General features: G+C 70.8%; 15 protein-coding genes. 6 read left to right on the top strand and 9 right to left on the bottom strand.

Going from position 1 to position 13934, the window contains the following annotated elements:
• Nucleotides 1-59 precede the first annotated feature (59 nt).
• Nucleotides 60-1142 (bottom strand): mechanosensitive ion channel family protein, encoded by a 1083-nt coding sequence (locus tag I8N67_RS35940; RefSeq protein ID WP_200308484.1) that lies wholly within the window; start codon nucleotides 1140-1142, stop codon nucleotides 60-62.
• Between the two features lie 332 nt (nucleotides 1143-1474).
• Entirely contained in the window at nucleotides 1475-2437 is a 963-nt protein-coding gene (locus tag I8N67_RS35935; RefSeq protein WP_200308483.1) for a lysylphosphatidylglycerol synthase transmembrane domain-containing protein, read from the bottom strand.
• 153 nt (nucleotides 2438-2590) lie between these two features.
• Here I8N67_RS35935 and I8N67_RS35930 point away from each other — a divergent pair, with 153 nt between their 5' ends.
• Nucleotides 2591-4495, top strand: coding sequence for an ABC transporter ATP-binding protein (locus I8N67_RS35930; RefSeq protein ID WP_200308495.1), 1905 nt, complete (start codon nucleotides 2591-2593; stop codon nucleotides 4493-4495).
• A gap of 31 nt (nucleotides 4496-4526) precedes the next feature.
• Here I8N67_RS35930 and I8N67_RS35925 read toward each other — a convergent pair whose 3' ends face one another.
• The 6 genes from I8N67_RS35925 to I8N67_RS35900 all read right to left on the bottom strand — a co-directional run bounded on the left by I8N67_RS35925 (nucleotide 4527) and on the right by I8N67_RS35900 (nucleotide 8505).
• Nucleotides 4527-5222, bottom strand: coding sequence for a DUF6766 family protein (locus I8N67_RS35925; RefSeq protein WP_200308482.1), 696 nt, complete (start codon nucleotides 5220-5222; stop codon nucleotides 4527-4529).
• Between the two features lie 87 nt (nucleotides 5223-5309).
• Nucleotides 5310-5735 carry a hypothetical protein gene (locus I8N67_RS35920; protein ID WP_234046827.1) on the bottom strand — a complete coding sequence of 142 codons (426 nt, stop codon included), beginning with the start codon at nucleotides 5733-5735 and terminating at the stop codon, nucleotides 5310-5312.
• A gap of 179 nt (nucleotides 5736-5914) precedes the next feature.
• A complete protein-coding gene (locus I8N67_RS35915; RefSeq protein ID WP_200308481.1) occupies nucleotides 5915-6670 on the bottom strand; it encodes a metallophosphoesterase family protein in 756 nt (251 codons plus the stop codon).
• Nucleotides 6667-7008, bottom strand: a complete 342-nt coding sequence (locus I8N67_RS35910; RefSeq protein ID WP_307835466.1) for a hypothetical protein — start codon at nucleotides 7006-7008, stop codon at nucleotides 6667-6669. Before I8N67_RS35910 ends, I8N67_RS35915 begins: the two co-directional genes overlap by 4 nt.
• Nucleotides 6992-7609, bottom strand: coding sequence for a nucleotidyltransferase family protein (locus I8N67_RS35905; protein ID WP_200308480.1), 618 nt, complete (start codon nucleotides 7607-7609; stop codon nucleotides 6992-6994). Before I8N67_RS35905 ends, I8N67_RS35910 begins: the two co-directional genes overlap by 17 nt.
• A gap of 116 nt (nucleotides 7610-7725) precedes the next feature.
• The gene (locus I8N67_RS35900; protein ID WP_200308479.1) at nucleotides 7726-8505 is read right to left on the bottom strand and encodes an Fpg/Nei family DNA glycosylase; all 780 of its coding nucleotides are present in this window, start codon (nucleotides 8503-8505) and stop codon (nucleotides 7726-7728) included.
• Between the two features lie 309 nt (nucleotides 8506-8814).
• Here I8N67_RS35900 and I8N67_RS35895 point away from each other — a divergent pair, with 309 nt between their 5' ends.
• Complete coding sequence (locus I8N67_RS35895) at nucleotides 8815-9249, top strand: cupin domain-containing protein (RefSeq protein ID WP_200308478.1); 435 nt, start codon at nucleotides 8815-8817, stop codon at nucleotides 9247-9249.
• A gap of 69 nt (nucleotides 9250-9318) precedes the next feature.
• On the opposite strand, the gene I8N67_RS35890 is transcribed toward I8N67_RS35895, so the two are convergent.
• Nucleotides 9319-10125, bottom strand: coding sequence for a methyltransferase domain-containing protein (locus I8N67_RS35890; RefSeq protein WP_200308477.1), 807 nt, complete (start codon nucleotides 10123-10125; stop codon nucleotides 9319-9321).
• 169 nt (nucleotides 10126-10294) lie between these two features.
• Between I8N67_RS35890 and I8N67_RS35885 the strand changes: the two genes are divergently transcribed.
• From I8N67_RS35885 to I8N67_RS35870, 4 genes are all read left to right on the top strand, one after another.
• Nucleotides 10295-10636 carry an ArsR/SmtB family transcription factor gene (locus tag I8N67_RS35885; RefSeq protein ID WP_200308476.1) on the top strand — a complete coding sequence of 114 codons (342 nt, stop codon included), beginning with the start codon at nucleotides 10295-10297 and terminating at the stop codon, nucleotides 10634-10636.
• A gap of 71 nt (nucleotides 10637-10707) precedes the next feature.
• On the top strand, nucleotides 10708-12363 hold the full coding sequence (locus tag I8N67_RS35880; protein ID WP_200308492.1) for a SulP family inorganic anion transporter: 1656 nt from the start codon (nucleotides 10708-10710) through the stop codon (nucleotides 12361-12363).
• A 197-nt stretch (nucleotides 12364-12560) separates the two neighbouring features.
• Nucleotides 12561-12986, top strand: a complete 426-nt coding sequence (locus tag I8N67_RS35875; RefSeq protein ID WP_200308475.1) for an ATP-binding protein — start codon at nucleotides 12561-12563, stop codon at nucleotides 12984-12986.
• A 569-nt stretch (nucleotides 12987-13555) separates the two neighbouring features.
• The coding region (locus tag I8N67_RS35870; protein WP_200308474.1) for a transposase at nucleotides 13556-13934 on the top strand (379 nt) is incomplete at its 3' end.

The raw sequence follows: 13934 nt of genomic DNA, 5'->3' as shown, positions 1-13934 counted from the left end.
GCAGTTCCCCGCGCCCCTGAAAAGCGTGGGCCGCGCCGGTGTTTCCAGGGGCGCGGGGCTCAGGACGCGACCTCGACCGAAGTCCCCCGCTGATGCGGAATCTCCACGCTGCCGCCCCCGGTCTGGAGCGTGATCGCCCGCCGGGGCACCGGCACGCTGATGCCCTCGGACCGGTACCGCTTGTGCAGGCGCTTGATGAACTCGTGCTTGATCCGGTACTGGTCGCTGAACTCGCCGACGCCGAGGATCACGGTCATGCCGATGCGGGAGTCGCCGAAGGTGTGGAAGCGGACGGCGGGCTCGTGGTCGGGGACCGCGCCCTCGACCTCCTTCATGGTCTCGGCGATGATCTCGTTGGTCACCCGCTCGACATGCTCCAGGTCGCTGTCGTAGCCGACGCCCACCTGCACGAGCAGGGTCATGTCCTGCTCGGGCTGGTTGAAGTTGGTCATGTTGGTGCCGGCGAGCTGACCGTTGGGGATGATCACCAGGTTGTTGGAGAGCGACTTGATCGTCGTCTGCCGCCAGTTGATGTCGACGACATAGCCCTCCTCGCCGCTGCTCAGCTTGATGTAGTCGCCCGGCTGGACCGTCTTCGAGGCGAGGATGTGGATGCCCGCGAAGAGGTTGGCGAGGGTGTCCTGGAGGGCCAGGGCCACCGCGAGACCGCCGACGCCCAGTGCGGTGACCAGCGGGGCGACCGGTATGCCCAGCGTCTGCAGGATCACCAGACAGCCGATCGCGAGGACCGCGACCCGGGTGATGTTCACGAAGATCGTGACCGAGCCCGCGACCCCGGCCCGGGACTGGGTGACCGTACGCACCAGACCGGCGATCACTCTGGCCGCCGTGATCGTGGCGACGAGGATGAGCAGCACTGTCAGCGTCTGGTTCACATGGTGCTGAACCGTCTTCGTCAGCGGCAGCGCCGCCCCCGCGGCCGCCGCGCCGGCGACGAACGCGCCCCAGGGCACCAGGGAGCGCAGCGAGTCGACGATGACATCGTCACCGCCCCAGCGCGTCTTCGTCGCGTGGCCGCCGAGCCAGCGCAGCAGGACACGCAGCAGGAACGAGGCCAACAGGCCCGCGACCAGAATGATTCCGGACACGAGGTAGTCGTCGAGGGTGAGGGTCCGGTTCATCGGGCGCCTCCCGAGGGACGCGGGGAGCGGCTGAGGGGCCGTATGTCATGTCCCGTGGGTCGAATGTGATGTGTCGTCACCTTGCCACCTGCTCGAATCAGAAATGCGCGATCACGCCTGCCCGGACGTGTGTACGACGTCGGGCGCGACCGCTCATCCTGCCGCATCCGCCGGGCTGATCGGCACCGGAGCTGGGGGGATCGGCCGACCACCGGCCACCGTTCCACGGGAATGTCCGGATGTGCACCGCCGGAGCCGATCGCCCCCGCTTTCGCCCTTACCGCGTGCCGCTCATCACTCGCCGCTTACCGTCATGACCCGTCCCGCCGTCCTCAGATCACCTTCAGCCGGACCAGCGCGCCCAGTGTCAACGCCCCCGGCAGCAACGGCAGCCAGAGTGTGATGATCCGGTACGCCAGTACCACCGCGGTCGCCAGGGCCACCGGGCCGCCCGCCGCGACCAGGGCGACCACGAGCGCGGCGTCGACGGAGCCGAGGCCGCCCGGGGTCGGTATCAGGGCGACGGCGACCGTGGCGGCGAGATAGGCGAGGGCCATGTGTGCCACGGGTATGTCGAGGCCCAACGCCAGTCCCACGGCGACCAGTCCGGTCGCCTGGAGCACCGGGAAGGCCAGCGAACCGCCCCACAGCGCGAGGGCGCGCGTCGGACGCGTGTGCACCGAACGGGCCTCGCTCAACGCGGTGCGCACGAAGCCGGACACGGCCGCCCGCAGCCGCCGTACGAGGAGAAGCGCGACCATGGCGCCGCAGACGACGGCTGCGACCGTGAACAGCAGGGGAGTCGAGGCGCCCTGGGGAAGGAGCGGGGCGAGGCGCAGCGCCTCGGGGAACGCGAACAGCAGGGCCAGCAGCAGGCCGACGCGGGCGACGGACTCCGCGACCATGTACAGCGCGAGCGCCGCCGACGAACGGGTCAGCGACACCCCGCACACCGTCATGAACCGCAGGTTCACCGCGCTCGCGCCCAGACCGGTCGGCAGCAGATGGTTGGCCGCGCCCGCCGCGAACTGGGTGGCCAGCAGCCGTCCCGCCGGCAACCGGTCGACGAGCGCCCCCTGCCGGGTCACGGCGGCCGCGACCCAGGTCAGACATGTCACCCCGATCGCCGCCACCAGCCAGGGCCACCGCGCGGTCGCCAGCCGGGCGAAGCCCTCGACGAGAACGAAACGGTGGCGCACGGCGACCACCAGGACCAGGACGAGGGGAAGCAGACAGAGGATCCGCCGGACCGGAACCCACCGGCGGACGCCGTCGAGGAGTCGTATCGCGCTCACACCGGGAGAGGCTCTCTCCGCCCGGCCAGACGGGGGGTTGCGGCCGTGGGGACGACGGTTGACCGGCGGCGGACTTGACCGCGTGCGGACGTCCGTCGCCGTGCGCGGCTTGACCTCAAGGTTGCTTGAGGTTCTAACGTCCTTCCTATGAGTATGGAGACCACCGCCTGGACCCAGCTGCAGGGCATGATGACCGCCCAGCAGCACAACCGCCCCTTCGCCCGGACGACGCTACGGCGCGTCGCCGCCTTCGCCCGTCCACATCGTCGCCGTATCGCGTGGTTCGTCGCGCTCGGCATGGTCACCGCGCTGCTCGCCGTCGCGACGCCGGTGCTCGCGGGGCGTGTCGTGGACGTGATCGTGTCGGGCGGGGACGAGGCACTCGTCGTCCGCCTTGCCGTGCTCATCGCCCTCATCGCGGTCGCCGAAGCGGCGCTCGGGCTGCTGAGCCGACGTCTGTCCGCGACCCTCGGCGAGGGACTCATCCTCGATCTGCGGACCGCCGTCTTCGATCATGTGCAGCGCATGCCGGTCGCGTTCTTCACACGTACTCGTACGGGAGCGCTCGTCAGTCGACTCAACAACGACGTCATCGGCGCCCAGCGGGCGTTCAGCAACACGCTGTCCGGAGTGGTCAGCAACCTGGTCACCCTGCTGCTCACCCTCGCCGTGATGCTCACCCTCTCCTGGCAGATCACCCTGCTCTCGCTCGTCCTGCTGCCCGTGTTCGTGATCCCCGCCCGGCGGATGGGCCGCCGCATGGCCCGCCTCCAGCGGGAGGCGGCCGACCTGAACGCGTCGATGGGTACCCGGATGACCGAGCGCTTCTCGGCCCCCGGCGCCACCCTCGTCAAGCTCTTCGGCCGGCCCGACGACGAGTCCGCGGAGTTCGCCGAACGGGCCGCCCGGGTGCGGGACATCGGCGTGCGTACGGCGATGGCGCAGTCGGCGTTCATCACGGCTCTCACCCTCGTCTCGGCCCTCGCACTCGCCCTGGTGTACGGCCTCGGCGGCTGGTTCGCCCTGCGCGGCACCCTGGAGGCCGGCGCGATCGTCTCCCTGGCACTGCTGCTGACCCGGCTGTACGCGCCGCTGACCGCGCTGGCCGGGGCGCGCGTGGAGATCATGAGCGCCCTGGTGAGCTTCGAGCGCGTCTTCGAGGTGCTGGACCTGAAGCCGCTCATCGAGGAGAAACCGGACGCCCGTGACGTGCCCGACGGCCCGGTGGCCGTGGAGTTCGACGACGTCCGCTTCGGCTACCCGTCCGCCGACAAGGTCTCCCTCGCCTCCCTGGAGGAGGTGGCCTCCCTCGACACCCGCGGCGGCACCGAGGTCCTGCACGGCGTCTCCTTCCGCGCCGAACCCGGCCAGACCATCGCCCTCGTCGGCTCCTCCGGCGCGGGCAAGTCGACCGTCGCGCAACTCCTGCCCCGCCTGTACGACACGGACACGGGCGCCGTCCGCGTCGGCGGCGTCGATGTCCGTGACCTGAGCGCCGCGTCGCTGCGCGGCACCCTCGGCATGGTCACCCAGGACGGGCACCTCTTCCACGACACCGTCCGCGCGAACCTGCTCCTCGCCCGCCCCGCCGCCACGGACGACGACCTGTGGGACGTCCTGCGCCGGGCCCGCCTCGTCGACCTCGTGCGGGCCCTGCCCGACGGGCTCGACACGGTCGTCGGCGAGCGCGGTTACCGCCTCTCCGGCGGCGAACGCCAGCGCATGACCATCGCCCGGCTCCTCCTGGCCCGCCAGCGCGTCGTCATCCTCGACGAGGCCACCGCCCACCTCGACAACACCTCGGAGGCCGCCGTTCAGGAGGCCCTCACGGAGGCACTGGAGGGCCGCACCGCCGTGGTCATCGCGCACCGCCTCTCGACCGTACGGGCCGCCGACCAGATCCTCGTCGTCGAGGCGGGCCGAATAGTGGAACGCGGCAGGCACGAGGAGTTGCTGGCGGCGGACGGACGGTACGCGGAGCTGTACCGGACACAGTTCGAGAAGTCGGGGCCGGAGGCCGCGGGGGCGAAGCCCGATGAGTCGGCGGCGGCGGCGTAGGACCTGTGCGGTCCCCGGGGTTCAGGGGGGTTCAGCCCTCGACGCCGGTCGCCGTGTGGGCGGCCCCGACCGGCTTGGACTCCGGGGAACCGCGCTGGCGCAGATAGATCGAGAGAACGGCCATCGAGGCGATGGCGAGGAACTCGGACTGCCAGTTCTGCAGCGTACGGTTCCAGAAGTCGGCCGCCACGATGTACTCGGACCAGCTCATCGGCGCCTGAAGCTGCCTCAGCTGCTCCTCGTTGTACGCCGCGACACCGGTGATCGACTGGGCGAGCCAGGACAGCACGAAGACGGTTCCCATGACGTAGCCCAGCGAGCTGGCGTACAGCTTGAGCCGGAGGCCGCCGGCCGCCGCCCAACGGGGGGACTCCGCGCTCGCGTGCGGCCCCACGCGCTGCTCCTTGTCGGACTCGACACCGACCTTGTCCAGGTTCTTGGACTCCGGAGAACCCCGCTGCACCAGCCAGACCGTGAGGAAGACGTACAGGAAGAACTGCAGGTACTCGGACTGCCAGTTCTCCATCACGTCGACGGCGAAGTCCGAGGACGTCATGTACTCGCCGAAGGTGACCTCCTGGAGATTCTCCGCCGCGAGCTGGTTGTTGAAATCGGCGTGACCGGCGAACGCCTGACCGATCAGGGCGAGAACGAACAACGCGAGAAAGGCGAGCCCCAGACCGTTCTCCCACAGGAACCGCCGTACGGACGATACGGGCCGACTCATCGGTGCAGCACCCCCAACGTGACGCAGTAGGCCAGACCGCCCGCGATCACCAGCAGACACAGGGCGAACATCGTGCGCACCGGATCATCACCCACTCTTCAGCAGGCACTGGTAGGGCCGCTGAGGACGCGGGACGCATCCGGCGGCGACGACCTTCCAGCCACCGGAGAACTGCGACAGGAACAGGGTGTCCCCGGGGAACACGACGCGGGCCTGCCGTCCGCTGACATCGACCTCCTCCTCGGCGGCTTCGACGGACGGCACGTCCTCCTCCAGGACGCCCTCCTCGCACCTCGTCCGGGCGGACTGTTCGACCTCCTCGCGGACGGCCGGGGCCAGCACCTCGCACACGGCGGCACCGTCCCGTGCGCGCATGGCCCGTTCGAAGTCCAGGGCCGCGTCCAGGGCGGCCGAACGCCGCCCCTCGACCGATCCGCAGCCGGTCGTCAGCACCAGGGGTACCAGGGCGGCTCCCGTCGCCACCGCCGTACCCCACCGCCACCGCCAAGGCATCCCGGACCTCCCTCTCGACTGTCCACGGACGGGTCCACGGACGGGTCCACGGATGCGGGCATGGATGTGGGCATGGATGTGGCACGGACGTGTCGACGGACGGTAACCCCCGTCCCCGGTCCGCTACGGGCGCCGCGCGACGGGCACGGTCCCTGCGTCCCCCGGCTGGTGCAACGGCCTTACGAGGGGTGAGCGGCCGATGCGCGAGACCCGTCCACCGGCAGCCCGTACACCGCGAAGGCGCGCCGGATGACCGGCTGGGCGACATTGCGCACCCGCACGCCGCCGCTGGTGATGCCGTGCTCGGTGCCCAGGTGTGCGTGGCCGTGGACGGCGAGGTCGGCGCCGGAGTCGTCCATCGCCTCCGCCAGGAGATAGCTGCCGAGGAAGGGGTAGATCTCCAGCGGCTCACCTACGAGCGTGTCCGGTACGGGCGAGAAGTGCGTGAGCGCGATACGGACCGCGCAACCGCCCTCCGCCAACTCGTCGAGGGCACGGCGCAGACCGTCCGCGAGCCCCCGGGTGTGGCGGACGAAGGCCTTCATCTCGGGTTCGCCGAACTCGCTGCCGCTGCGCCCGGCGAAGCCGCCGCCGAACCCCTTCGTCCCGGCGACCCCGACCCGTACCCCGTCGACCTCCACGACGGTGCCCTCGCCCTCCAGGACGGTCACGCCCGCGTCCCGCAGCACGGCCGTCACGTCCCCGGGCCGCTCTGCGTGGTGATCGTGGTTCCCCAGCACGGCGACGACCGGCACCTGCAGCCCCGCCACCTCGTCGGCGACGACCCGCGCCTCCTCCGGTGTGCCGTGGCGGGTGAGATCCCCGGCGAGCAGCAGCAGGTCGGCGTGGTCGGGCAGCGTGTCGAACGCCGGGCGGAGCAGACCCCGGCTGTCCGGCCCCAGGTGGATGTCCCCGACGGCCGCGACCCGGATCACGACAGCTCCTCGGGACGGTCGGGCGCGGTGACGTCGGCCAGCGCGATGTCCGCCCGTACGGATACGCCCGGCAGCTCCAGCGCCGCGATCCGCAGGATCGCCTCCCGATCGGCCGCGGTGGACGCCGTACCGGTGATGTGTACGGCGTCGCCCCGCGCCTCGATCCGCATCCCGAGCTCGGCCAGATCACCCCGGGCGAGCCGCTCCTCGAGGTGGGCTATGCGGTACTCGGTGTGCGCCACCGGGCGGGCGGCACCGCTCCCCGGCCGGCCTCCCGGTCCGCCTCCCGGTCCGTCCGCCGGCCCGTTCATCGGTGTGTCGTCATGTCCTGTCGCCATCGCCGGTCTCCTCCGGCTCGATCACATTGAGGCGTTCCAGCAGATAGAGGAAGGCGTCCGGCATCGGCTCGGCGCCGCACTCACGCCGCACGCGGCTCCAGTCGATCTTCTCGCGCAGGGTGCGGGCGATCGGCAGTACGGCACCGAAGTCGCAGTAGTGCTCGGAGAACGCCCGGAGCCGCCCGACGAGCAGATCCGTCGCCGCCAGTACGGGCATCCACACGGACTGGACCGACAGCATCTCCGCCCGGTCCAGCAGTTCGCGGCTGACCGGCGCCTGTGACGGCCGGAAGATCAGGTCGACCTCCTGGCCCTGGCTCCGGGTCTTCAGCAGCCAGTCCTCGGGCGGCTCGCTCACCTTCAGCCCCGCGGCCTCCAGCGTGCCGGTGACCGCGTCGATGTCCTCCGGCAGCACACAGAAGTCGACGTCGTGCTGGAGCGTCCCCGGCCCGCCGTGCGCGTACACGGCGACACCGCCCGCCAGCGCGAAGGAGTGCCCACCGGCCTTGAGCAGCGAAGCGATCTCTTTGGCCGCTTCGAGAATGGCCTGAGTCCGATCGGGAGGGAGCCCGTCGTCGCCCGGGCCGGCGAGATCACCCATGACTTCAACGATAGTGCGGCTCCGCCCGATGGCCAGACGGGCAACACGGTGGCTCCAGCGTTCGGTGGGCCGTGTGCATCTGGGCGCGGACGCGTAGCCGGAGGGGGCGTCGTCGTTCAGGTCTGGCACTGCGGACACCAGACCGTGCGGCGCCCGGTAACGCGACATGAACGCATGGAACCGCCGCAGCGGGGACACAGGGGCGCGGTGTCGTCCCTGCGTCCGGTGAGCCAGGAGCGTCGGGGCGGGACACACCCGGCGCGCACGGATGTCGCAAGGACACGGCCCATCGCGGCGTGGATCCTCCGAAGCGCCTTCTCGCTCAGGTTCCGCGCCGGAGTCCGGGGGTCGACACGAGCCCGCCAGAGGATCTCGTCGCACAGGAGGTTTCCGAGGCCCGCGATCACCGACTGGTCCATCAGCGCACTCTTGACGGTGCCCCTCCGCCCCGACAGCAGATCCAGGAACTCCCCTCGGTTCACGGCCAGGGCGTCCGGGCCCAGACCGTCGAGAATGCGGTCGACGGCGGTGTCACGGGCCAACCGCACGCCCTGCAGCTTGCGTTGATCGCGATAGCGCAGGTTCCGGGTACCGTCGAGTTTCAGCACGATACGGTCATGCGTTTCGATCGGTTCGTCCGAAGAACAGCACCGCAGAGACCCTGTCATGCCGAAATGAAAGACAAGCGTCGGGCCGCCACCCACCGGCACGAACAGCCATTTACCGTGACGCCACGCCTTCCCGAGAAGTTTTCCCGTCAATTCCCTTCGCAGCCGTTTCTCGGTAACACCCCTGAGAACTCCGGTGTCCCGCACGTCGATGTCCGTGACGGACCGGCGCCGACCGCACGTCAGCAGGGCTTGCCGGAATCCTTCGACATCGGGAAGTTCGGGCATGAATTCTTCTCCGGCTCTCGTCGTGAGGTGAATCGTCCACCTGCCGCGCCTTCAGCAGGTGGAAGCAGCACGCGCCCTCGTCCGCACCGCCCGCCCCCATCGCACCCCGCCCCCGCGCTGATCGCATCCGGAAGCACGTTCAGGGCCGGGGCGAGCCGGCGTGGACGAGGCCGGCGGGGCCGGACCGGCGAGAACGCGTCGACATTGGCCGGGACGCGTACGGATCCGTGGGATTCCGTCCCAACAGCCCCTGGGCAGCCTATGTTCACGGCCGTAACCCGTGTCGTACCCGCTTCGCAGGAGGCCCGAATGCGCCGCACGCTCCGTACCGCCGTCGCCGGGGCGGTGACCGCCGCCGCACTTGTGATGGGCGGCACCGCCCATGCCACGCCCGCGGGGCCGGGGGTCACGGGCCGTGTGATCAGTCAGAGCACCGCGCACGGCACCGACTACATCCTGCGGGAGGTCACCATCCCGCCCGGCCAGGCCACCGGCTGGCACTACCACGACGGGCCGCTGTACGGCTTCGTCCAGCAGGGCACCCTCAGCCACTACGACTCCACGTGCGAGACCGACGGCGTCTACCGCCCCGGCGACACCATCCAGGAACCGGCCGGCACCGACTACGTCCACATCGGCCGCAACCTGGGCGACACCCCGCTCGTCCTGGTCGTCCTCTACGTCCTCCCTCATGGCTCCCCGTTCTCCGAGAACGCCCCGAACCCGGGCTGCTCCTTCGAGTGATCACCCGGCGGACGGCCGGGACCGCCGCGTATGTGGTCGGTCGTCGTGTTGACGTTCGGGGGCCCGCTGTCAGACGCGGCGGCCGATGGCGACGTAGGTGTTCCCGAAGAAGCGGAGGCCGGTCCTGGCCTCGGTCCTGGCCTGTTCGATCTGGGTGAATGCCGTATCCCAGCGGGCGATGTCGTCCGGGGTGACGAGTCCCTCGGCGAGCAGGGCGTCGCGGGCTGCCCAGGCGGGGCCGCGCATACCGGGCGGTGGTGTCATGACGTCGATGTGGCCCTCGTGGGCGGTGACTTCGAGGCCGGCCGCGGTGAGGAGTTCGTCGAGCCGGATGCCGATACTGAGGTCGTTGCCCCGGCGTCGGTGCAGTTCGCGGTAGCGCTCGTCCATCTCCTCGTACGTGGCGGGGGCGCCCCGCAGCCGGAAGCCGGTCACGTCGACGTCGACGAGGTACACCGCGCCGCCGCCGGGCCTGGCCAGTTCGGCGAGGTGGTCCACGATCACCTGCTCCCGGCCGCCGTTGTGGGCGAGGACGTGCCGGAGCATCACCACGTCGAAGGAGCCCTCGGCCAGCCCGGTGGCGTCGGCGGAGCCGGTGGCGGTGTGCACGGGGACGCCGGAGCGTTCGGCGAGCGCCGAGGCCACGGCCAGCGCGTCACCGTCGCGGTCCACCGCCCATACGGCACCGTCGGGGGCGACGATGTCCGCCAACCGCACCGAGAGCGCGCCCGGTCCGCACCCCACGTCCGCGATCCGCGCCCCGGGCGCCACCCCGGCGGCCGTCCACAACGCGCGTTCACGCCGCTCGGCGATGTCGGCCATGAGCCGATAGCGCGCGATCTCCGAGTCGTCGAGGGTCAGTGAGTAGTCGGCCACTGGAGGTTCCTCCCATGGTTCGTCGGTGGCTCATCGTGGGCGCCGGGATCAGCGAATTGCAAAATTATGCAATTCGCTACATGCTGTGGTGGCTGTGTCCGTAGGTGGCCCCAGGCGCAGCACCAGGTGATGCCCCAGGTGACCGGGGCGCTGAGGAGTGTCGGAGACCATGCCTGTTCCGCTATATCAGGCCAAGGCCGAGTTCTTTCGGATGCTCGGGCATCCGGTGCGGATCCGGGTGCTGGAGCTGCTGCAGGACGGGCCGATGCCCGTGCGTGACCTGCTCACCGAGATCGAGATCGAGCCCGCGGCCCTCTCCCAGCAACTGGCGGTGCTGCGCCGCTCGGGGATCGTGACCTCCACGAGAGAGGGTTCCACCGTCGTGTACGCACTGGCCGGCGGGGACGTGGCGGAGCTGATGCGGGCCGCGCGGCGGATCCTGACCGAGATGCTGGCCGGGCAGAACGAGCTGCTGAGCGAATTGCGTGAAGCCGGGGGCGCGGCCGAGTGAGTACGTCTGTCGTGGCCCGGGGAACCGCCCGGGCGCGGTCCCTGCTGCCCTCCCGCACCGATCTCGCGGAGATGGGCCGCGCCCCGCGCCGTGACCTGCTGGCCGGGCTGACGGTGGCGATCGTGGCGCTGCCGCTCGCGCTGGGCTTCGGAGTCTCCTCCGGCCTGGGTGCCGAAGCGGGGCTTGCCACCGCGGTGATCGCGGGCGCGCTCGCCGCGGTCTTCGGCGGATCGAACCTCCAGGTGTCCGGGCCGACCGGCGCGATGACGGTGGTGCTCGTGCCGATCGTCGCCCAGTACGGCACCAGCGGCGTGCTGATGGTCGGGTTGATCGCCGGTCTGATGCTGATCGGCCTCGCTCTCGCGCGGGCCGGACGCCATATGGCCTACATTCCCGCCTCGGTGGTGGAGGGCTTCACCCTCGGCATCGCCTGTGTGATCGGCCTGCAGCAGGTCCCGAACGCGCTCGGGGTGGCCGAACCGGAGGGCGACAAGGTCCTGGTCGTGACCTGGCACGCGCTCCAGGAAATCATGAAGGCGCCGAACTGGACCGCGCCGGCCCTGGCGGGCGGGGTGGTCGTGGTGATGCTCGCCGGGGCCCGCTGGCGGCCCACCATCCCGTTCTCGATCGTCGCCGTGATCGCCGCCACCCTCACCGTCCAGCTCTTCCACCTGGACGCCGCCCCGATCGGGGACCTCCCGGCCGGGCTGCCCGCCCCCTCCCTCGGCTTCGTCGACCTCTCCGCGTTCGGCTCGCTGCTGGCCCCCGCGGTCGCCGTCGCAGCCCTCGCGGCGCTGGAGTCGCTGCTGTCCGCGCAGGTCGCCGACGGTATGACGGTGGAGCAGCAGCACGATCCGGACAAGGAGCTGTTCGGGCAGGGCCTGGCGAACATCGCCGCCCCGCTGTTCGGCGGCGTGCCCGCGACCGGCGCGATAGCCCGCACCGCCGTCAACGTCCGCACCGGCGCCTCCTCCCGGCTCGCCGCCCTGGCCCACGCCGCCGTACTCGCGGTCATCGTGTTCGCCGCCGCCCCACTGGTCTCCAGGATTCCCCTCGCCGCACTGGCCGGGGTGCTGATCGCGACCGCGATCCGCATGGTCGAGGTCGGCTCGCTGCGCGCGATGGCCAAGGCCACCCGCGCGGACGCGATCGTCCTGGTACTGACCGCGGCCGCGACGCTGGTCCTGGACCTGGTCTACGCGGTCATCATCGGCCTGGTGGTGGCCGGCGCGCTGGCGTTGCGGGCGGTGGCCCGCCAGGCGCGTATGGACCAGGTCGACTTCCGCCCCGACCTGCCCGGCGAGCACAGCGAGGAGGAGCACGCCCTGCTGGCCGAGCACATCGTCGCCTACCGCATCGACGGCCCGCTGTTCTTCGCCGGCGCCCACCGCTTCCTCCTGGAACTGTCCGAGGTCGCCGACGTCCGCGTGGTGATCCTGCGCATGTCACGGGTCACCACCCTGGACGCCACCGGCGCCCTCGTCCTCAAGGACGCCGTGGAAAAACTCAACCGGCGTGGGATCGCGGTGATGACCTCCGGCATCCGCCCCGGTCAACGCCAGGCACTGGACTCCGTGGGTGCGCTGGATGTCCTGCGCCTGGAGGGCCGGGAGTACGCCACCACCCCCGAGGCGATCGCCGGGGCCCGCAAGCACCTCGAACACGCGGGTCTCCTCGACCCGCATCCCCGGTACCACCCGCACCACCCCCGGAAGGCAACGCGATGACCACCCCCGCGGCCCGCCGCATCCTCCAGCGCGAGACGGCGTACGGCCGCCTGGTCGTGGGGGTCGACACGGATGCGGACGAGGCCGCCCCCCTACCGGCGCGCCCTGCCGGGCCGGGCCCACGGCCCGCACGACACCCTTGTGCGGATCCACCCCCAGACGGTGTCCGGGTTCCGGCCGGCCCACCCGGAGGCGTAGTGATCACCCAGCTCGAAGCCCTTCCCTACCGGCATGTGCTGACCCTGCCCGCGATGGGCTCGGCCGTCCGCATCGCCCGCGAGACCACCGAGCAGGTCCTGACCGAGTGGGGCATCGCCCGCCGCCACCCCAGCGTGGACCCGGCCCTGCTGATCCTGGCCGAGCTGGTCACCAACAGCGTCCGGCACGCCGCCGTCACGTCCCCGAACGTCACGGTCATCTATGCGGCCGGCCCCGACACCTTCGCGTTCGCCGTCCACGACCGCCACCCGTACCAGCCCGCCCTGTACGCCGCCGTGACCGGCACCGGAGCGGGCGGCCTGGCCACCGTCGTCGAACTCACCCTGGGCCTCGGCGGCACCGCCGTCGTCCGCGCCGATGCGGACGGCCGGGGCAAGAGCATCTGGATCACGCTGCCGCTGTAGTGGGCGCCGTGTCCTTTGGGTCGTGAAGCTCACGCGAGTCGGAGACGGCCGATGCGTAGGCCGGTCGTCGCCGTCGTCGTTGTCGTGGCAGGTCCTGGAAATCCCTGCGAGGCCGGCCGGACAGCCCGCGCGGTAACGCTACGACCGCGCCAAGGTCCGGATGATCAGGGCGCGGAACGGTTATTGAACGGCAGGTGCTACGAGGTTGAAGTGCTCAACTGAGAGTCCAGTCGACGCTGTCGGTGTATGTGGAGCCGTTGATGGTCGCGGTGACGGTCACGGTGTTCTGGCCCTGCTTCAGAAGCCGTATCTCAACCGATCTTGGAACGTGCGGGTCGAACAGGTTTCCCGGCGGGGTGATCTTCCCGTTGTACGCGCATGAAGGCAGGGCCTCTCGGTAGCTCGGGGATGCGAATCTGACCGAGCAGTGCGGGGAGGCCCTGGTGTCGTTGTTGTACGCGTCCGAACCCGTTCAGTTCAACTCGGCTGCTCCATCGTGTGACTGCCTCGCGCATGTGTACGGCAACGCGGCCGACCATCCGGACCGGGAACGCCGGTATCCGTCGGACATGTCGGACGCGCAATGGGCGGCCATCCGGCCTTTGCTGCCGGTGCCGGCCTGGCTTCAGGGCCGGGGCGGGCAGCCCGAGGGCTACTGCCACCGTCAGATGCTGGACGCGATCCGCTACCTGGTCGCGGGCGGGATCTCCTGGCGGGCGATGCCCGTGGACTTCCCTGATTGGGGCCGGGTCTACGCCTTCTTCCGCCGCTGGCGCGAGCACGGGCTGATCGCAGAGTTCCACGACCGGCTGCGCGGACGGGTGCGGGAGCGGGAGGGCCGTGAGGCGGAGCCGACGGCCGGGATCATCGATGCGCAGTCGGTGAAGGCCGCGGCCTCGGTGCCGTCCGTCTCACGCGGCTGGGACGGCGGGAAGAAGGTGGGCGGCC

Origin of the sequence: Streptomyces adelaidensis (assembly GCF_016598475.1) — a bacterium.
Classification (GTDB): domain Bacteria; phylum Actinomycetota; class Actinomycetes; order Streptomycetales; family Streptomycetaceae; genus Streptomyces; species Streptomyces adelaidensis.
The sequence above is the reverse complement of the archived record's forward strand: the minus strand, read 5'-3'. Positions and strand labels throughout refer to the sequence as shown.